The sequence below is a fragment of the Psychromarinibacter sp. S121 genome (assembly GCF_049801035.1).
In the GTDB taxonomy this organism is placed as follows: domain Bacteria; phylum Pseudomonadota; class Alphaproteobacteria; order Rhodobacterales; family Rhodobacteraceae; genus Psychromarinibacter.
In genome coordinates, this window is the sequence record NZ_JBNAGE010000004.1 from 364244 (window position 1) to 383736 (window position 19493).

The window sequence follows — 19493 nt, forward strand, 5'->3', positions numbered from 1 at the left end:
TTCGGCCCTCAAATATCCCGGGGGAGCGCGCAAAGCGCGCGGGGGCAGCGCCCCCTTTCCACGCGGCGGACCAGCGCGATCGCGCCCATCCGCGCCGTGCTGAATTCCGCGCTCAGTGGTCGGTGTCGTAGCCGGTCACGCGGCCTTGGAAATACGCGCGATAGGTGCCGTCCTCGACATAACCGACCTCGCCTTCCGACGGGATGCGGCGGGTGCCGATCATGCGGTAGTTGCGGAAATAGCCGCGCCAGTCACACAACTTCACCCCGCCTCCGGGCTGAAGCGCCGGGCGGTCCTTGGCGAAGAACTCGACGATGTCGCCGGCCCCATCGAAGCGGAACCGAACCGAAACCGGCCCGCCCGTCGTAACTGTCGACGCCACGGCCCAGTCGTCGCCGTCCATCGCCCATGACACCGCGGGATTGCCGAGGATCGCGTCCGGCGCCCAAGGCAGTTCCGCCAGATAGCGCATCGCCTCACCGCGATCGACCTCGACGCCCTTCGCCTCGATGATCCGGATCAGCCCGACGATCTGCACCCGCAGACGCCCGACACCATTCACAAGGCTGTCCACCACGCGCACTTTCGTCGTGCCGCAGAACGGGCGCCAGCCTTCCCAGACGAAACCGGGCTCGCCCGTCACGATGGTCTGCCGGGCCTCGAGCCAGTACCACGGCCCTCCCGCCTCTCGCTGCAACTCGGCCAGTTGGGTCAGCCGGACCCGCACCGCGATGTCGTCTGCCGAGGCATCGCATCGCTGGGCGAATTCGCGCACGCGCGGCGGCAGGCGGTCGGCGACGGGCACCGGCGGGTTCCGTCCCAGCTTTGCCTCCAGCCCCGCGACGAACGCGCCGAAACGCGCCCGCGCGATCAGCAGCGCAAGGACAAGCGCCGCAGCGCAGATGCCGACAATCGTCAGGACTTCCATTCTGCCCGGTCTCTCCCGCTGACCCCGTGCCTGCATTCCGTGGCGCGCGGCCGGGTCCGAAACAAGGCTTGCCGCGCGCGTGGGCAACTTCTCGCGCAACCCGAGGTAATACAAGCCCGTCTCAGGCGCCGAACGGCGTCAGCCGCCGCCCATTTGCGCGGCAAACGCGCCGAATAACGTCATTTATCGCAGCCGCGCACCGGCTTTTTCCTGCGCAAGTGCTTGCCATTTGAGCATTCGGCGGCTTTGCTGGCCAATGCAATCAGGGGGCGCCCGGCTTTCCGCCGCATCGGGTCTGGCGCAACGCGGGGCAACGACCCTGCGCGAAGAGAAAGCGGCCATGGTACACGAATGGGCCAGCAGACGGGCCAGATCACGTTTCTCCTGAACGGAGACCCGGTCATTGCCAGTGACATCTCTCCGACCACGACACTTCTTGACTGGCTGCGCGAGGGGCGCGGCCTGAAGGGCACCAAGGAAGGCTGCAACGAGGGCGACTGCGGCGCCTGCACGGTGATGGTCACCGACGCCGAGGGCGCGCGAGCGGTGAACGCCTGTATCCTGTTCCTGCCGCAGCTTCACGGCAAGGCCATCCGTACGGTCGAGGGCATCGCCGGACCCGATGGCGCGCTGCATCCGGTACAGCAGGCGATGGTCGACCTGCACGGCAGCCAATGCGGCTTTTGCACGCCGGGCTTCGTCGTCTCGATGGCCTGCGCCCATCTGAACGGGCGCACCGATCACGACGACGTTCTTGCGGGCAACCTGTGCCGCTGCACCGGGTACGCCCCGATCGTCCGCGCCGCCGAGGCCGCGGCATCGGAACCGGTGCCGGGCTGGATGACCGAGGACCTGTCGAAGCTTGGCGCGCTGGCCGCGCCCGAGGGCGACGTGGCCCTGCCGAGATCCTCGGACGACCTGGCCGAATGGTACGCGGCGCATCCCGACGCGACCCTTGTGGGCGGTGCGACCGACGTGGGGCTGTGGGTCACGAAAGCGCTGCGCGACCTCAAGGAACTGGCGTTCCTGAACGGCGTGGCCGACCTGAAGTACGTGGACATCGGCGAAGACGCGGTGAAGATCGGCGCCGTCACCTCGCTGACCGACGTGGGCGCGGCGATGGCCGACGTGCATCCGTCCTTCGCCGAGATGATCCGCCGCTACGGCTCGACGCAGGTGCGCAACGCCGCGACCATCGGCGGCAACATCGCCAACGGCTCGCCCATCGGAGACAGCCCGCCCGCGCTGATCGCGCTGGGAGCCACGCTGCATCTGCGCAAGGGCGACGCCAGCCGCAGCCTGCCGCTGGAAGAGTTCTTCATCGAATATGGCAAGCAGAACCGCGCCAAGGGGGAATTCGTGGAAGCGGTCAGCTTCCCGCGCCAGCCCGACCGGCTGCGCTGTTACAAGCTTTCGAAACGGTTCGATCAGGATATTTCCGCCGTCTGCGGCTGTTTCAACATCACCGTCGAGGATGGCATGGTGACCGCCGCGCGCATCGCCTTCGGCGGCATGGCGGGAACGCCCAAACGCGCCGCCGCCGTCGAGGCCGCGATCACCGGCAAGCCGTGGACGCAGGAAACCGTCGATGCCGCCGCCGACGCATGGGCGCAGGACTATACCCCGTTGTCGGACATGCGGGCGTCCGCCGCCTATCGGCTGGAGACCGCGCGCAACATGCTGACGCGCTATTTCCTCGAAGACACCGGCGCGGGCGCCACCAGCGTTCTGGAGGTGTCGGCATGAGTGTCGCGAAACCGCTTCCGCACGACACCGCTCATCTGCACGTCACCGGCGCGGCGCGCTATGTCGACGACATCCCGGTTCCCGCGACCTGCCTGTCGCTGGCCTTCGGCCTTTCGGCCATCGCGCGGGGGCGCGTCCTGTCGATGGACCTGGAGCCCGTGCGCGCGTCCCCGGGCGTCGTCGCCGTTCTGACGGCAGAGGACATCCCCGGCGCGAACGATGTATCGCCCTCGATCCACGACGAACCGCTGCTGGCCGAAGGCGAGGTTTTCTACCTAGGGCAGGCGCTGTTCGCGGTGGTCGCCGAAACTCACCTTGCCGCCCGCAAGGCGGCGCGGTTGGCAAAGGTCGAGTACCAGGAACTGACGCCGGTCCTGACCGTCGATGACGCCATGGCCGCCGAGAGCTATTTCGAAGGCGGCCCGGTGACATGGGCCATCGGCGATGTCGAGACTGCCTTGTCCGGCGCGGCGCATACCATCGAGGGCACGCTTGAAATGGGCGGGCAAGAGCATTTCTACCTCGAGGGACAGGCCGCGCTGGCCCTGCCGCAGGAAGACGGCGACATGCTGGTGCACAGTTCGACCCAGCACCCGACCGAGATCCAGCACAAGGTGGCCGAAACGCTGAGCGTGCCGATGCACGCGGTCCGGGTCGAGACGCGCCGGATGGGCGGCGGGTTCGGCGGCAAGGAAAGCCAGGGCAACGCGCTGGCCTGCATCTGCGCCGTGGCAGCCGCCATGACGGGGCGACCCTGCAAGATGCGTTACGACCGCGACGACGACATGACGATCACCGGCAAGCGGCACGACTTCCGTATCGGCTATCGCGTGGGCTTCGACGACGAAGGCCGGATCGCCGGGGTGGATTTCACCCACTACGTCCGCTGCGGCTGGTCGATGGATCTGTCGCTGCCGGTGGCGGACCGGGCGATGCTGCACTCGGACAACGCGTATTTCCTGCCTGCCTGCCGGATCGTCAGCCACCGGCTGAAAACCAACACCCAGTCCGCCACCGCCTATCGCGGCTTCGGCGGACCGCAGGGGATGCTGGGGATCGAGCGGGTCGTGGATCACGTTGCGCACGCATTGGGCAAGGACCCGTTGGAGGTGCGCCGCGTCAACTATTATCGCGGGATGGCTGACGTCGACGGGGGCTCTGCCCCCGCGCCTGCGGCGCCCCCCCGGGATATTTCCGGACCAAAGAAGGAGCCGGAACTGGACGGGCCCGATGCGCATCGCGACATGGCGTCCCGAGGCTCGGCGGGCGCGGTGGACGAGGCGTCGGGCGGCGTGGCGCCGGACCCGGCCGGGGTGCAGGTCACGCCCTACCATATGCCGGTCGAGGATTTCATCCTGCACGAAATGACCGACGCACTGATCGAGTCCTCGGACTATCACGCGCGGCGCGCTGCGGTGGCGGAGTGGAATGCGAAGAACCCGGTGCTGAAGCGCGGCATCGCCTTCGCGCCGGTGAAATTCGGGATCTCGTTCACCCTGACGCACCTGAACCAGGCGGGCGCGCTGGTGCATGTCTACCAGGACGGCTCGATCCACATGAACCACGGCGGCACCGAGATGGGACAGGGGCTGTTCCAGAAGGTCGCGCAGGTGGCGGCGGCGCGGTTCGGCGTGCCGCTTGAGATGGTGAAGATCACCGCGACGGACACCGGCAAGGTGCCGAACACCTCGGCCACCGCTGCGTCGTCCGGGTCGGATCTGAACGGCATGGCCGTGAAGATTGCCTGCGACACGATCCGCGACAGGATGAAGGAGTTTCTGGCCGGCGAGCACCAGGCCGAGGCTGCGGACGTGCTGTTTTCCGACGGGCAGGTCACGGTGGGCGGCGCAAGCTACAGTTTCGCCGAGGCCGCGCAGAAGTGCTACGCCGGGCGGGTCGGTCTGTCGGCCACCGGCTTTTACAAGACACCGAAGGTCAACTGGGACCGGGCGCAGGGGCGTGGGCGACCGTTCTTCTATTTCGCATACGGAGCGGCGGTGACCGAGGTGGTGATCGACACGCTGACCGGCGAAAACCGTATCCTGCGCACCGACATCCTGCATGACGTCGGCGCCTCGCTGAACCCGGCGCTGGACGTGGGGCAGATCGAGGGCGGCTATGTTCAGGGCGCGGGCTGGCTGACGACCGAGGAACTGGTGTGGAACGACAAGGGCCGGCTGACCACGCATGCGCCCTCGACCTACAAGATCCCCGCCTGTTCCGACCGTCCCGACGTGTTCAACGTGGCGCTGTGGGACGGCGCGAACCGCGAAGAGTCGATCTATCGCTCGAAAGCGGTGGGAGAGCCGCCGTTCATGCTGGGCATCTCGGCGCTGATGGCCTTGTCGGACGCGGTGGCGTCCTGCGGCTCGGACTATCCGTCGCTTGACGCACCGGCCACGGCAGAGCGGGTGCTGGCCGCGGTGAACCGGGTGCGCGCATGAGCTTCGACCGCGCCGCCTTGTCCGATGCCATCGCCCGTCACGGGCGGGTCGCGCGCGTCGTGGTCGCCGGTGTCGAAGGCTCGACCCCGCGCGAGGCCGGCGCTGCGATGCTGGTCTGGGGCGACGGACAGTCGGGCACCATCGGCGGCGGCGCTTTGGAGTACGAGGCGGCGGCAGAGGCGCGGGCGGCGCTGACTGCGGAGCGGGACGCAGTCGCGCGCAAGCCGCTGGGACCGGCGCTGGGTCAGTGCTGCGGCGGAGCGGTGGTGCTGGTCTGCGAGTGCTGGGACGCGGCGCGGCTGGAAACCGTCGCGGGTGACTTCGTGCTTCGGCGGGTTGAGGGCAAGGCCGACGCACCGTTGCCGCTGAAGCGCGCGGCCGTGAAAGCGCGGAACGCGGGCGCGCCGGTCGAGACCATGTTCCGCGGCGGCTGGCTGCTGGAGCCGGTGGCCCGCGCGACACGGGCGATCTGGATCTACGGCGCGGGCCATGTCGGCCGCGCGCTGGTCGGCGTTCTGGCGCCGTTGCCGGACGTGGCGGTGACCTGGGTCGATACCGGGCCGGAGCGGTTCCCCGAGGATGTGCCCGAGGGCGTGACGGTGCTGCCTGCCGCGAACCCTGCCGACGCGGTGCGGCTGGCGCCTTCAGCGGCCGAGCACCTTGTGCTGACCTATTCTCACGCGCTGGATCTGGAGATCTGCCACCGCCTGCTGGGCCACGGCTTTCGTGCGGCGGGGCTGATCGGATCGGCGACCAAGTGGGCGCGGTTCCGGTCGCGGCTGGCAGCGCTGGGGCATGCGCCGGAGCAGATCGCGCGCATCCGCTGCCCGATCGGAAACCCGGCGCTGGGCAAACATCCGCAGGCGATCGCGGTCGGCGTGGCGGCAGAGTTCCTGACTGCCGGGCATTTGGCTGAAGAGACGCCCCAAGACAGGGAGGACACCGCGTGGCAGACCCGCTTCTGAAACTCGACGGCCTGACCAAGGCCTATCCCGGCGTGGTGGCGAATGACGGCGTGTCGTTCCAGATCATGCCCGGCGAGGTGCATGCCCTGCTGGGCGAGAACGGCGCGGGCAAGTCCACGCTGGTGAAGATGATTTACGGTCTGGTGAAGCCCGACGCCGGTAAGATGTCGATGCGCGGCGCGACCTACGAGCCCGCCACCCCGCATGCCGCCCGCGCCTCGGGCGTGGCGATGGTGTTCCAGCATTTCTCGCTGTTCGATGCGCTGAACGTCGCCGAGAACGTGGCGCTGGGGATGGAGAACCCGCCGAAGCCGCGCCAGCTGGCGCGCCGCATCCGCGAGGTGTCCGAGACCTACGGCCTGCCGCTGGACCCCGACCGCCTTGTCGGCGACCTGTCGGCGGGCGAGCGGCAGCGGGTCGAGATCATCCGCTGTCTGCTGCAGGACCCGAAGCTTCTGATCATGGACGAGCCGACCTCTGTGCTGACGCCGCAAGAGGTCGAGATCCTGTTCGAAACGCTGCGCAAGCTCCAGTCCGAGGGCACGTCGATCCTGTACATCAGCCACAAGCTGGAAGAGATCCGCGCGCTGTGCGACGGGGCGACGATCTTGCGGCTGGGTAAGGTGGTGGGCACCTGCGACCCCAAGGCGACCTCTGCCCGCGAGATGGCGGAGTTGATGGTCGGCACGGCGCTGCACACGCCCTCGCGCGAAGAGAAGGCGCCGGGCGAAGTCGTGCTGAAGATGACCGACCTGTCGGTGAAATCGGCGAACCCCTTCGGGACCTCGCTTAAGAACGTGAACCTGACCGTGCAGGCGGGCGAAGTCGTGGGCATCGGCGGTGTCGCGGGCAACGGGCAGGACGAGTTGCTGGCGGCTCTGTCGGGCGAGGCGCGCGTGGCCGATGCCGCGGTGACGCTGAACGGCCAGCCCATCGGCGCGCTTGGCCCCAACGCGCGGCGCAAGCTGGGATTGCTGGCGGCGCCCGAGGAACGGCTGGGCCACGCCGCGGCGCCGGATATGTCGCTGACCGAAAATGCCCTGCTGACCGGGGCGGTGCGCGAAGGACTGGTGTCGAACGGGTTCCTGAAATGGGCCGACGCGAAGAGCTTTGCCGAGACGATCATCGAGAAATTCGACGTCCGCACGCCGGGACCGGAAAACGCGGCGCGGTCGCTGTCGGGGGGCAACCTGCAGAAATTCGTGATCGGGCGCGAGATCCTTCAGCGGCCGGTCTGCCTTGTGGTGAACCAGCCGACATGGGGCGTCGACGCCAGCGCGGCGGCAGCGATCCGGCAGGCGCTGCTGGATCTTGCCGAGAACGGCGCGGCGCTGGTGGTGATCAGCCAGGACCTCGACGAGTTGATGGAAATCTCGGACCGGTTCGCGGCGCTGAACGAGGGACGCCTGTCCGAGCCGCGGCCCGCGAAAGGACTGACGGTGGACGAGATCGGCCTGATGATGGGCGGGGCGCATGACATGGAGGTGGCGCATGTGGATGGCTAGGACCACGCCGGGGGCTCTGCCCCCGGGCCCCCGGGATATTTCCGGACCAAAGAAGCAGGAGTGCCGCGGGTGATCCGGCTGGAGAAACGACCGCAGCCGTCGAAGGCGTGGAGCTATGCGACGCCCTTGCTGGCGGTTCTGCTTACCATGGTGGCGGGCGGCGCGCTGTTCGCGATCCTCGGGAAAGATCCGCTGCTGGCGATCCGCACGATCTTCTGGGAGCCGCTGTTCGGCGAGTTCGCATGGTACTATCGCGGGCAGCTGCTGATCAAGGCGGGGCCGCTGGTGCTGATCGCCATCGGCCTGTCGCTGGGGTTCCGGGCCGGGATCTGGAACATCGGCGCCGAGGGGCAGTACATCATGGGCGCGATCTTCGGCGCCGCTGTGGGGCTGGCCTTCTATCCGATGGAGGCGCGCTGGCTGATCTTCCCGCTGATGATCATCGCAGGGGCGTTCGGCGGCTTTGTCTGGGCGATGATCCCGGCGCTGCTGAAGACGAAGTTCAACACCAACGAGATCCTCGTGTCGCTGTTGCTGGTCTACGTGGCCGAACAATTCCTTGCCTCGATGGCGCTGGGGCTGTTGCGGAACCCCGAGGGGTCGGGCTTTCCGGGCAGCCGGAACCTGCAGCAGTATCCGGCGGCGGCGAATGGCGAACTGATCGCGGGGACCGGTCTGCACTGGGGCGGTGTCGCAGCGCTGATCGCGGTGATCCTCGCCTATATCCTGCTGAACCGGCACATGCTGGGCTTTCAGATCCGGGTGACCGGTGAAAGCCCGCGCGCGGCGCGCTTCGCGGGCGTCAAGCCGAACCTGCTGGTCGTGGTCTGCATGGGTATCTCGGGCGGACTGGCCGGGCTGGCGGGCCTGTTCGAGGTGGCGGGCCCCGCGGGGCAGATTTCGATCGACTTCAACTCGGGCTACGGGTTCACCGCGATCATCGTCGCGTTCCTCGGACGGCTGCATCCGGTCGGCATCCTGCTGGCCGGCCTGCTGCTGGCGCTGACCTACATTGGCGGCGAGGCGGCGCAGGCGAACCTCGGCCTGCCCGCGGCGGCGATCCAGGCGTTCCAGGGGATGCTGCTGTTCTTCCTGCTGGCGGTGGACGTGCTGACGAATTTCCGGGTGCGTATCGGCAAGGGAGAGATGGCGTGATGGGACGTGTCGGTTTGCATGTTGCCGTGGAAGGAGTCGTCTGATGGACCTGTCCACGATCAACCCCGCGATCCTTCTGGCCTCGCTGATGATCGCCTCTACCCCGATCCTGCTGGCCGCGATTGGCGAGTTGGTGGCCGAGAAGTCGGGTGTGCTGAACCTTGGGGTCGAGGGGATGATGATCACCGGTGCGATCTGCGGTTTCATCGCGGCGGTCGAAACGGGATCTCCGACGATGGGTTTCCTTGCGGCTGCGGTCGGGGGTGCGGTGCTGTCGATGACCTTCGGCATCCTGACGCAGTTCTTCCTGTCCAATCAGGTGGCGACGGGTCTCGCGCTGACGTTGTTCGGGCTGGGGCTGTCGTCATTGATGGGCCAAAGCTATGTCGGGCTGAAACCGCCGCCCGTGGGTGACATCAATTTCGGACCGCTGGCCGATATCCCCTTCCTAGGCCGCGTCCTGTTCCAGCATGACGCGATGGTTTACGTTTCGATCCTGATCGTCGCCGCTGTCTGGGCCTTCCTGAAATTCACCCGTGCCGGTCTGATCCTGCGCGCCGTCGGCGAAAGCCACGGAGCGGCGCACGCGCTTGGCTACAAGGTGGTCGCCGTGCGGCTGGCCGCCATCGCGTTCGGCGGCGCCTGCGCGGGGCTTGGCGGCGCTTACCTCAGCCTTGTCCGCGTGCCGCAATGGACCGAGGGCATGACCGCCGGCGCGGGCTGGATCGCGCTGGCGATCGTGGTGTTCGGCAGCTGGAAACCGTGGCGCGTCCTGATCGGTGCCTACCTCTTCGGCGGCGTCACCGTACTGCAGCTCAACCTGCAGGCCGCAGGCGTCGAGGTTCCGGTCGAATACTTGTCGATGTCGCCGTATCTGATAACGATTCTGGTGCTGGTCATCATGTCCTCGGGACGCGGCCGCGCGGCACTGAACGCGCCCGCTTCGCTGGGACGCACATTCCACGCCTCGAGCTAGGGGCCTAAACGGCGGGCCGCGAAAGGCCCGCAGACGACAGGGGAGAAATATCCATGAAACGCAGATCACTTCTGGCCGGCGGCGCCGCTGCCGCCACGCTGGGCCTTGTTCGGCCCGGCTTTGCCGCAAGCCACGCGCCGCTGAAGGTCGGCTTCATCTACGTCGGCCCGATCAACGACGGCGGCTGGACCCAGCACCACCACACCTCGGCGCTGAAGATGAAGGAACATTTCGGCGACGCCATCGAGCTGGTGTACCAGGAGAACGTTCCGGAAGGCGCCGACGCCGAACGCGCGATGACGCAAATGGCGCTGGGTGGCGCGAACATCATCTTCACCACCTCTTTCGGCTTCATGGACCCGACCGTGAACGTCGCCGCCAAGTTCCCGAACGTGAAGTTCGAGCACTGCACCGGCTACAAGACCGCCGACAACGTGGGCGTCTACTCGGCCCGCTTCTACGAGGGCCGCGCCGTGACCGGCTATCTTGCCGGCGCGATGACCAAGTCCAACAAGATCGGCTACATCGGCTCGTTCCCGATCCCGGAAGTCATCCGCGGCATCAACTCGTCCTTCATCCACGCCCGCAAGGCGAACCCCGAAGTCGAGATGAACGTGGTCTGGGTGTCGACCTGGTTCGACCCGGCGAAAGAAGCCGATGCCACGCAGGCGCTGCTTGATCAGGGCGTCGACGTGGTTCTGGCGCACACCGACTCGACCGCGCCGCTGGCGGTGCTGGAGAAGGCCGGCGCGCTTGGCTTCGGGCAGGCCGCCGACATGTACGAATACGCGCCCGAGCCGCGCATTTCGTCGATCATCGACAACTGGGCGCCCTACTACATCGAGCGCGTTCAGGCGGTCATGGACGAGGCATGGGAAAGCCAGAACAACTGGTGGGGCATCGGTGACGGCATGGTCGGCATCGGCGAGATCACCGGTCCGGTTCCCGCCGAGGTGAAGGCCGAAGCCGAGAAGATGCGCGACGACATCGCCGCCGGGTCCTATCACCCGTTCACCGGCCCGCTGAACAAGCAGGACGGATCGGCGTGGCTGGCCGAGGGCGAGGTTGCCGACGATGGCACGCTGGCCGGCATGAACTTCTACGTCGAGGGCATCGACGGCTCGATCCCGAGCTGATCCGATCCGGATCCGAGGTAGCGCGCCTCCGCGGGACACCGCGGGGGCGCATTTCGTTTCAGGGCATCGCCGTGGTCCGGATCAGAGCGTATCGGCCAAGGTGGCAAGGATGCCGGTCCAGCCCTTTTCGTGCCCATCGCGCGAGCCTTCGCTGGGGAACGTCTCGTGTACCAGCGTGACCTGCGTCCCGCCGTCCTTCGCATCGAAGGTCAGCGTCACAAGGCTGTCCGGTGCGGCGTGCGGCGAGTTCCATGTGAAGACCAGCTTCGAGGGCCGCGAGATTTCGCGGTATTCGCCCCAATGCGGGATCTCTCCCATCTCGTTGGTCATCACGATGTCATAGCGGCCGCCCACGCGCGGGTCGGTCGAGGCCGACGCAACCCCGGTTCCGGGGCCGGTCAGCATGAACTTGCGGATCATGTCCGGGTTCAGCCACGCGTCGAACACTCGTTCGGGCGCGGCGTTTACGAACTGGGTCACTTTCAGCGAAAGATCAGTCATCATCACTCACTTCCTCTTCAATAACTTGAGCCAGCCGCTCCCGCCGCATCTCCCATGTCGAGCGGAGTTGCCCGAACCAGTCGTCGATCAGCCTCAGCGGCGCCATTTCCGGCGCGATCAGATGTTCGCGCCACTCTGTCTTCCGGCTGACCAGCCCCGCCCGCTCCAGCGCCTTGATGTGCTTGGAGACGGAATTAAGGCTCATGTCGAAACGCGACGCCAGGTCGGTGACCCGCACCGGGCCCTCCTGCACGAGGATCGTCAGGATGCGCCTCCTGTTGGGGTCCGACGCCGCCTTCAGCACCTCTGTCAGCCGGTCTTCCTCTGCTCGTTCAACCATATGGGTGAATAACACGATTCGCAGGCATCAATCAACTCTCTGGGTGAATGACGGCAACTTGCCGCCCGAACGACACCGCGCTACGCCTTGCGACAAAGGGAGGACAACATGACCAGTCTTGCGACCAACGACGGCACATCGATCTCGAAATTCTGCTTCGGCACCATGCAGTTCGGCGGCAAGGCCGACGAGGCACAGTCGGGCGAGATGTTCGCCGCCTGCCGCGAGGCGGGCATCAACTTCTTCGACACCGCCTTTGGCTACACCGATGGCAAATCGGAACGTTACCTTGGCAAACTGGCCGCGTCCGAACGGGAAAGCCTGTTTCTCGCCACCAAATGCGCCCACCCCGCGCCGTCGACGCCCGCGAACATCACGGCGCAGTTCGAGGAGAGCATGGACCGGCTGAACATGGGCTATGTCGACCTGCTGTACCTGCACCGCTGGGACGACGGCACGCCGCTGGAAGACACGTTCGAGACGCTGGCGCAACTGGTCGACTCCGGCCGGGTCCGCCACATCGGCATCTCGAACTTCTCGGCATGGCAGACGATGAAGGCGCAGGCCGTCGCGCGCAGCTTCAGCCTGTCGATCGCTGCGCTTCAACCGATGTACAACCTCGTGAAGCGGCAGGCCGAGGTCGAGATCCTGCCGATGGCGCTGTCCGAAGGCTTCTCGGTTTTCCCCTACTCTCCGCTGGGCGGCGGGCTGCTGACCGGCAAGTACGGCAAGGGCGATGGCGGACGGCTGGTCGACGACCCGATGTACAAGGCGCGCTATGCGCAGGACTGGATGCACGACGCCGCCATCGCGCTGCAGGAGATGGCCGCCGATGTCGGCGTCTCGCCGATCACGCTGGCGGTGGCCTGGGTCGCGCGCAATCCGGGTATCACCGCGCCCATCATCTCGGGCCGCACGGTGGAACAGCTGCGCCCGTCGCTTGACGCCATGACCTTCGAGATGGACGAGGCGCTGTATGCCCAACTGGCGTCTCTGACGCCCACGCCCCCGCCGGCGACCGACCGGCTGGAAGAGGCGTAGTCCGGCCGCGGTCAGTCGCCGAGGTCGAGCGCCGGAAACTCGGCGGACACGCGGGCGCCGCCGCTGGGGCTTTCGCCGATGTCCATGCGGCCACCCATCGCTTCGGCGAGGCTGCGCATGATGGCAAGGCCAAGTCCGGCGCCGCCGGTGGCGCGATTGCGCGAGGGATCGCCACGGGTGAACGGCTCCAGCAACTCGGCACGGCGGGGTTCGGGGATGCCGGGGCCGTCGTCCTCGACCGTGACGCGCACCGTCGCGCCGTCTTGGCGTACCGACACCCGCGCCTGCCCTGCGTAGGAAAGCGCGTTGCCGATCCCGTTCGCCAGCCAGCGGCGCAGCGCCAGCGGATCGCCCAGCATCGCGGCCTTTCGGTCTCCGGCGAAAGAGACCTGCGCGCCCGTGCTGCGAAACCGTTCGACCTCGTCAGCGGCCAGCGCGCCGGGGCGCACCAGTTCCTCACCCACTTCGCCGGTTTCGGCCCGGCCCAGCAACAGCGCGTCGTCCAGCAGGCGGATCATGTCCGCGATCTCGGCCTCGGCCCGTGCCCGTTCGTCGCCGTCCGGGATCGAGTCCACCCGCAGCCGCAGACGCGTGGCGAAGGTGCGAACGTCGTGCGAGATACCCGCGAACAGCGTGCTGCGCGCGGCCATCGCGGCTTGCAGCCGGTGCTGCAACCGGTCGAACGCTCCGGCAAGCGCCCGCACCTCGGCCGAGGCGCGGCGGACATCGGGCAGATCGACAACCTGCCCCGGCGCCATTCGATCCGCCGCCTGCGCCAAGCGGGCCACGGGCCGCGCCTCGCGCAGAAGCAGCAGCAGAAGCCCCAGCGCGATGACGCTGCCGGCCAGACCGGCGACGAACCCGAACGGAAGCCCCGCCCGGTTCACGCCTGCGGCAGAGCGCGAAACGCTCAGGGTCCGCCCGTCGGTCAGCTGGATGTGAAAGATCGACCGGTGCGGCAGACCGGCGGCATAGCCGCGCCCGATCAGCCGCCCGATCGCGACGGCGGGAACCCAATCGGCCTCGACGGCGCGGGGGGCGAGTTCGGCCCTGTAGGCCTCCAGCGCCTCGGGCGGGAAAGGCCGCATGTCACGCTCGGGCGGGGTCTCTCCCAGACGAAGCCGAAGCCCCGGCGCGGACAGGCCCGCAAGCACGGCATCCTCGCCGTCACCGGCCGCCTCGACCGCCAGTACGACCGCGGCAAGGCGCGGCGGCGTCAGCCCCTCGTCCCCGCCACGGCCAAGGTAGACGGCCCCCGAGATCGCAAGCCACGCCAGCGACAGGGCCAGCAGAACCATCAGCACGGTCCGCCCGACGATCCCCGGCGCCTTCACAGCCGGGTCACCCGCGCGGTGAACAGGTAGCCGCCGTTCCGGATCGTGGCGATCAGACGCTCGGCCTGCCCGCCCGCGTCATCGCCCAGCTTGCGGCGCAGACGGGAGACAGCCATGTCAATCGACCGGTCGAAGACACCCGTTTCGCGGCCATGGACCCAGTCAAGAAGCTGGTCGCGCGACAGCACCCGGCCGGGCCGTTGCAGGAAGCAGACCAACAGGTCGAACTCGGCAGCGGTCAGGTCAACCGCCGCACCCGCCTGTTCCAGCCGTCGTGCATCGAGGTCGGCGACGAAGCCTCCGAACGCCAGCCGCCGTCGCGCCGCGCCATCGGCACCGTCCGCCGAGCGGCGCAGCAGCGCACGGATCCGGGCCAGCAGTTCACGCGGGTTGAACGGTTTTGACAGATAGTCGTCCGCCCCCATTTCCAGCCCGACAATCTTGTCGATGTCCTCTCCGCGCGCGGTCAGCATCAGGATCGCGATGCCACCGCCGGCGCGCAGGCGGCGACAGATCGACAGCCCGTCCTCTCCCGGTAGCATCAGATCGAGGATCACGAGGTCGGGCCGCGTCTTGGCCAGCGCCGCATCCATCGCGGCGGCGTCGGCGGCCTCGGCCACCTCGAACCCTTCGCCGCGCAGCATTCCTGCGACAAGGCGGCGGATCTCGGGATCATCCTCGACGATCAGTAAGGACTTCATCGCGTTCATGCGCCCACTCTGACGGGTCCGCCGCCACTGGCAAGCGGACACCGCACCGCAGTTACACTCCGTTACAAAGCCTTGCGTGACGGTGATACGGCAGTGGCATGGCGCGGCCATCTTCAGGGTCATCGGAGGCAACCCCGGACCTCCTGCAACCCTGAAAGGACACACGATGAAAACCCTGATCCTCGCCGCTCTCGCCACCGCCTCGCTTGCCGCCGCGCCCGCCTTTGCCGACAGCACCCGCGTCTGGACCGGCCCGAACGGGAAATCCTCGACCGCCACATCGACGCACAACTGCGACCCCAACGACCAGACCTGCAACCGCACCACCACCCGCGTCGGCCCGAACGGCTCCACCCAGACCAAGAACAACACGACCACCTGCGAGAACGGCGTCTGCACCCGCTCCACCGGCTTCGACAACTCGAACCGCGGCCGCACGGTCTCGGTCTCGCGGTAAACCGATGCAGATCCGCAAAATCCTGACGGTGACCGTGGCGCTTGCCACGATCACCACCGCCGCCGGGGCCGAGTCGATTTCGGGCACAAGCACGATCGAGACCCGGCGCGGCACGATCCAGCACAGCTTTGTCACCGAGATCGACAGCGCCACCGGAACCGCCGTTCGCAATGGAACGCTTGGGTTTCCGAACCAGTCGCTTGGCGTGTACCGCGTCACCGCCACCTGCGATGCGGGCCGGTCGAACTGCGTTCTGGAAGGCGGCGGTACCGGACCCATGGGAATCGGCTGGCGCGGAACCGGCACGCTGACGTTTGACGGTGACACCAGCCATCTGACGGCGACGCTGACCAGCGAGAAGGGCCGCGAAATCCGGATCGACCGCCGGATCGAGGCCAAGGGACTTCCCGAGATGGGCGCTTTGGGCCTGTTTCCCTGACACGACAGTTCCCCGTCGGGCGTCGTCCCGTTCACCCCGGACGCCCGGCACCCACGGCCGGCCCGCACCCCCAGTCGGGCCGGCCGTCCAGAGCTTTTCACCCACTCGGACGGCGCGCCTCACCCCGGGCGCGCCCATCAGCGTTGCAGCAACATCACCTGTCCGGATGCCCTTGGCCTCGTTGCTTGCCCGCAGACCATTTCTCCGTCACACCTTTGCGCGACGAATTTCCATCGGGGCGCCATCGCGTCCCGGCGAACCGGGAGCATTTCCATGAACGCGACCAGATTTTCGGTCCTGGCCCTTGCCGCCGCGCTTGCCGCGACATTGACCTCGGCGCCGGCGGCCTTCGCGGGCCAAGGCGCATCGACGACTTACCTGAACGTCCGATCCGGACCGGGCGCCGGCAACGCGGTCGTTGGCGGGCTGAACCCCGGCGACGTCGTCGAGATCCTGCGCTGCAACGCCGACGGCTGGTGCCAGATCGCCGGGGTCGGAATGGAAGGATGGGTCGCCTCGCGCTATCTGACCGCCGGGCCAGAGTACCCGGCCCTGAACCCCGGCTGCACCTGGTCGCTGGACGTCAACCTGCCGGAACCCCAGTTCCGCGCCACCTGCCCGCCGGGCGTCGAACCGCCCCCGCCGCCGCCGCCGCCGGGCGATCTGGCCTGCTTCTTCGCCGAACCGAGCTTTGGCGGCACCCGCACCTGCCTTGATGTCGGAGACTACGCGCAGCTTGATCCGGAACTGTCGGGCACCTTCAGCTCTGTCCAGATTTCGGGCGAGGCGCGGGTCCGCCTGTGCACCGAAGCCGACCTTGGCGGCACCTGCATGGATTGGCTGGAAAGCGCGCTGTCGCTGGACCCGCGACTGGACGACAAGTCGATGTCCGCCAAGGTCTACGTCGGCTATCTGCCGCCGCCGCCTCCGCCGCCGCCGGTGGTGCAGTCGGAAGGATCGGTCGAGCTGTCGCTGAACGGTCGCGTCGATCTCGATCAGGGCGACTCGGGCGCAGCCGGGGCCGATATCTGGTGGCGGCCGCAGGGCGGCGGCAGCCAGGTCATCGTTCCGGTGAACGGCGCGCAGATGTCGCTGGGGGACGGCGACGACCGTGGTCTGCACGACTGCCGGGCCGAACGTTTCGATGCGACGCCGATTGACGCGGCCTCGCTGACGGATGGCGCGGTTGTCTGCCTGAAGACGAACCTCGGGCGCGTCGCTCGGTTCTCGGTCGATACCGCCGACACGTCGACGCTGACGCTCGACTTCGTCACCTGGGCGGATCAGTAAGCGTCAGTGACGCGGCGCCTTGCCCGGATCGTCCGGGTGAGGCTCTACCCCCACCGGGTCCTTGTGGATCATCACATCCGTCTGCGGATAGGCCGCGATGATGTCCCGCCGAAGCGCCGCGCCGATTGCGTGGGCGGCATCCAGCGTCTGATCGCCGTCCAGCTCGATATGCAGGTTCACGAAGACAACGGACCCCGCGGTCCGGGTCTTCAGGTCGTGGTATCCGCGCACGCCGGGAAAGTTGCCCGCGATCTTCTCGATCCCCGCCACCATGTCCGGCTCTGCCGAGCGGTCCATCAGGGCATCCCATGCCCCCTTGCCGATGCGCGTCGCGCCAACCGCAAGCATCGCCGCCGCGCCCAGCGCAACAACGCTGTCGACCTGCCCCATGCCGAACCATTTCGAGGCCAGCAGAGCAAGGATCGCACCGATGCTGGGAATAAGGTCGCCGAGATAGTGCAGACTGTCCGCCGTCACCACGCGGTTGCCCGTTTTGCGGATCACCCAGCGTTGCCACGCCACCAGCGCGACAGTCAGAACGATGGACAGCACCATCACCGCCATGCCCCAGCCTTCCTGCTCGATCGGGCCCGGCGGCCCCGCGACCAGCCGGCTGATCGCGCCCCACGCGATCAGGGCGGCAGAGGCAAGGATCACTATCGACTGACCCAGCGCGGCAAGGTCCTCGGCAGAGCTGTGGCCGAAGGCGTGATCCTCGTCCGGCGGCCGCGCGGCATAGGCGATGGCGGCCAGCCCGCCAAGCGACACCATGAGATCCAACGCGCTGTCGGCGAGGCTTGCGGCAATGGCCAGCGAAGACGTCGCCCCCAGCGCCCAGAGCTTCGCAAGCACCAGAATGAACGCGACCGACGACGACAGAAGGCCGGCCGAGAGGTTCAGCTTGAGAGAGGTCTTGTCGGTCATCGCCGGGCTCGGATTCGGGAAGCGTGGGCCCCTGAATGTCAGAACCCGTCCGCCGCGCCAAGCTTCGATCCGCGCGGCCCCGGCGCCTAAAGCATCGCCTTGTCGCGAATACGGGCCCACGCCCGGCCCGCGAATTCCGGCTTTTCAGGCTCAAGGCACATCCGGTCGAGGTGCCAGTACAGGTATTTCTCGAACGGAAACTCCGCCATGGTCTCGCGCCCGTGCAGCAGCGCCTCGCGCAGCTCGTCCTCGGTCTTCGGTGTCAGGGTCGCATGCCAGAAATCGGACTTGCCGCAAGTCACCACGCATTTCTTCTGCATCAAAGCCTCGAACCCGGCGGACGAGTTCTGCGTCACCACAACGTTGCTGACGGCGGCAAGATCGTGAACCGACTCGTCCGTCACCACCACGTTGCGATGCGCCGCTGCAAGATCCTCCAGCCCGCGCCGCAGCATTCTTGGGGTATCCGGGTGCGGCTTCACATAGACCCGGCGCCCGCCCGCCGTGGTCGCGGCCACCCGGACCATCTGTTCGGTTGTCAGATAATGCAGGCGGTCGCCCTGCGTTTCGATAAGCTGGCAGAACACAACTGCGGCCGCGGGCTCTGGCAAGGCCGCGCCGCGCGGGGGCTGCGGTCGCTTCGACACGTTCTCGCGCAGCATGTAGCCGGTGACGCCGTTGAAGAAATACTCGGCCTTCTCGCCGTCCACCTCGTCGGTCGAGAAGCGCGCGAACCGTACAGAGGAATGCGCGCCGCAACCGACCTCGTCGAGATACCAGAAGCCCCAGACATGCCCCGGCGCGGCGTGCAGGCGGTTCGGCCCATAGCCCGGCTGGCCCCCGACCATGACATGCACGTGGTCCTGCCCCAGCAGCAGCTGAGACGTCGCCCCGCCTGCGCTGACCACCCGCGTGGTCAAGCCGCGCGTGGTCGCCTGCCGCATGAGCTTGGTGAAGAACGGATGCGTTCCCGACTCGATCGAGCGTGCCCAGTCACCCTCGGCGTGGATCACCAGCGCGTGCGGCCCGTCGGATCCAAGCCGCGTGTATCCAGCGGTGCGGAATGCCTCCACGGGCTATTCCCCGAGATCTTCGGAGTACACGCCCCACAGCGAGGCCGCCTCGACCCAGCCGCGATACCCGCCGGCGGAAATCCGGCACCAGCCCGCCGTGCATTCGTCCAGCCGCGCGACCACGCCCAGTTCAAGCTGGGCGTTCACCGGCGCCTTGGGATCGGGCTTCATCAGCAGTGGCAGCATGTCGCGCTCGACCAGCACCGTACGCGTGCCGGACAGCAGCGAATAATGCACCCAGCCGCCCGCGCCGTCTCGGTCGACGACCCGGCGCCAATGGCCGAATTCGGCGACCACCTGCAAGGGCATGTGGCGGCGCTTCAGCACCCAGTCGATCCGATGGCTCAGCGACGGCCCGCGCCGCACGTTGCCCTCGCTCGCCTTCAAAGAAACGAAACGCGGCATCGGCAGGTTCGTCACCGGCCCCCGCTCTTCCGCCGTTGCGGTCATCGCCGTGATGGCCAACGCGAACGTCAACGCAAAGGCCAACGCCATTGCGGTCACACCTGTTCTGATGCGTTTCATCGGT

The 19493-nt window shown here is 67.5% G+C and carries 19 protein-coding genes; 11 read left to right on the plus strand and 8 right to left on the minus strand.

The window, feature by feature from the left end:
* Window positions 1-112: 112 nt before the first annotated feature.
* Window positions 113-928, minus strand: a complete 816-nt coding sequence (locus ACP156_RS20230) for a DUF6544 family protein (RefSeq protein WP_425053188.1) — start codon at window positions 926-928, stop codon at window positions 113-115.
* 351 nt (window positions 929-1279) lie between these two features.
* Between ACP156_RS20230 and xdhA the strand changes: the two genes are divergently transcribed.
* The 7 genes from xdhA to ACP156_RS20265 all read left to right on the plus strand — a co-directional run bounded on the left by xdhA (window position 1280) and on the right by ACP156_RS20265 (window position 10855).
* On the plus strand, window positions 1280-2674 hold the full coding sequence (gene xdhA / locus ACP156_RS20235) for a xanthine dehydrogenase small subunit (RefSeq protein WP_425053189.1): 1395 nt from the start codon (window positions 1280-1282) through the stop codon (window positions 2672-2674).
* Window positions 2671-5118: a xanthine dehydrogenase molybdopterin binding subunit gene (gene xdhB, locus ACP156_RS20240; protein ID WP_425053190.1), complete on the plus strand. Its 2448-nt coding sequence runs from the start codon at window positions 2671-2673 to the stop codon at window positions 5116-5118. Before xdhA ends, xdhB begins: the two co-directional genes overlap by 4 nt.
* Window positions 5115-6083, plus strand: a complete 969-nt coding sequence (gene xdhC / locus ACP156_RS20245; RefSeq protein WP_425053191.1) for a xanthine dehydrogenase accessory protein XdhC — start codon at window positions 5115-5117, stop codon at window positions 6081-6083. The genes xdhB and xdhC overlap by 4 nt, the downstream gene beginning before the upstream one ends.
* Window positions 6065-7588, plus strand: coding sequence for an ABC transporter ATP-binding protein (locus ACP156_RS20250; protein ID WP_425053192.1), 1524 nt, complete (start codon window positions 6065-6067; stop codon window positions 7586-7588). The genes xdhC and ACP156_RS20250 overlap by 19 nt, the downstream gene beginning before the upstream one ends.
* A gap of 69 nt (window positions 7589-7657) precedes the next feature.
* Window positions 7658-8743: an ABC transporter permease gene (locus ACP156_RS20255; RefSeq protein WP_425053277.1), complete on the plus strand. Its 1086-nt coding sequence runs from the start codon at window positions 7658-7660 to the stop codon at window positions 8741-8743.
* 43 nt (window positions 8744-8786) lie between these two features.
* Window positions 8787-9719, plus strand: coding sequence for an ABC transporter permease (locus tag ACP156_RS20260; RefSeq protein ID WP_425053193.1), 933 nt, complete (start codon window positions 8787-8789; stop codon window positions 9717-9719).
* Between the two features lie 53 nt (window positions 9720-9772).
* Window positions 9773-10855, plus strand: coding sequence for a BMP family ABC transporter substrate-binding protein (locus tag ACP156_RS20265; RefSeq protein ID WP_425053194.1), 1083 nt, complete (start codon window positions 9773-9775; stop codon window positions 10853-10855).
* Window positions 10856-10936: 81 nt separating this feature from the next.
* On the opposite strand, the gene ACP156_RS20270 is transcribed toward ACP156_RS20265, so the two are convergent.
* The gene (locus ACP156_RS20270) at window positions 10937-11359 is read right to left on the minus strand and encodes an SRPBCC family protein (protein ID WP_425053195.1); all 423 of its coding nucleotides are present in this window, start codon (window positions 11357-11359) and stop codon (window positions 10937-10939) included.
* Entirely contained in the window at window positions 11349-11696 is a 348-nt protein-coding gene (locus ACP156_RS20275) for an ArsR/SmtB family transcription factor (RefSeq protein ID WP_425053196.1), read from the minus strand. The genes ACP156_RS20270 and ACP156_RS20275 overlap by 11 nt, the downstream gene beginning before the upstream one ends.
* A gap of 108 nt (window positions 11697-11804) precedes the next feature.
* Between ACP156_RS20275 and ACP156_RS20280 the strand changes: the two genes are divergently transcribed.
* Window positions 11805-12737, plus strand: a complete 933-nt coding sequence (locus ACP156_RS20280) for an aldo/keto reductase (RefSeq protein ID WP_425053197.1) — start codon at window positions 11805-11807, stop codon at window positions 12735-12737.
* 11 nt (window positions 12738-12748) lie between these two features.
* Here the strand turns inward: ACP156_RS20280 and ACP156_RS20285 are convergent, their stop codons facing one another.
* Window positions 12749-14071 (minus strand): ATP-binding protein, encoded by a 1323-nt coding sequence (locus tag ACP156_RS20285; protein WP_425053198.1) that lies wholly within the window; start codon window positions 14069-14071, stop codon window positions 12749-12751.
* Window positions 14068-14772, minus strand: coding sequence for a response regulator (locus ACP156_RS20290; protein WP_425053199.1), 705 nt, complete (start codon window positions 14770-14772; stop codon window positions 14068-14070). The genes ACP156_RS20285 and ACP156_RS20290 overlap by 4 nt, the downstream gene beginning before the upstream one ends.
* Before the next feature lie 175 nt (window positions 14773-14947).
* Here ACP156_RS20290 and ACP156_RS20295 point away from each other — a divergent pair, with 175 nt between their 5' ends.
* The 3 genes from ACP156_RS20295 (at window position 14948) to ACP156_RS20305 (ending at window position 16967) form a co-directional block, all read left to right on the plus strand.
* The gene (locus ACP156_RS20295; protein ID WP_425053200.1) at window positions 14948-15238 is read left to right on the plus strand and encodes a hypothetical protein; all 291 of its coding nucleotides are present in this window, start codon (window positions 14948-14950) and stop codon (window positions 15236-15238) included.
* A gap of 4 nt (window positions 15239-15242) precedes the next feature.
* A complete protein-coding gene (locus ACP156_RS20300) occupies window positions 15243-15677 on the plus strand; it encodes a hypothetical protein (RefSeq protein ID WP_425053201.1) in 435 nt (144 codons plus the stop codon).
* A gap of 273 nt (window positions 15678-15950) precedes the next feature.
* Window positions 15951-16967: an SH3 domain-containing protein gene (locus ACP156_RS20305; protein WP_425053202.1), complete on the plus strand. Its 1017-nt coding sequence runs from the start codon at window positions 15951-15953 to the stop codon at window positions 16965-16967.
* Window positions 16968-16970: 3 nt separating this feature from the next.
* On the opposite strand, the gene ACP156_RS20310 is transcribed toward ACP156_RS20305, so the two are convergent.
* From ACP156_RS20310 to ACP156_RS20320, 3 genes are all read right to left on the minus strand, one after another.
* A complete protein-coding gene (locus ACP156_RS20310) occupies window positions 16971-17891 on the minus strand; it encodes a cation diffusion facilitator family transporter (RefSeq protein ID WP_425053203.1) in 921 nt (306 codons plus the stop codon).
* Window positions 17892-17977: 86 nt separating this feature from the next.
* Window positions 17978-18964 (minus strand): hypothetical protein, encoded by a 987-nt coding sequence (locus ACP156_RS20315; protein WP_425053204.1) that lies wholly within the window; start codon window positions 18962-18964, stop codon window positions 17978-17980.
* A 3-nt stretch (window positions 18965-18967) separates the two neighbouring features.
* Window positions 18968-19489 carry an SH3 domain-containing protein gene (locus tag ACP156_RS20320; protein ID WP_425053205.1) on the minus strand — a complete coding sequence of 174 codons (522 nt, stop codon included), beginning with the start codon at window positions 19487-19489 and terminating at the stop codon, window positions 18968-18970.
* Between the last annotated feature and the right edge of the window lie 4 nt (window positions 19490-19493).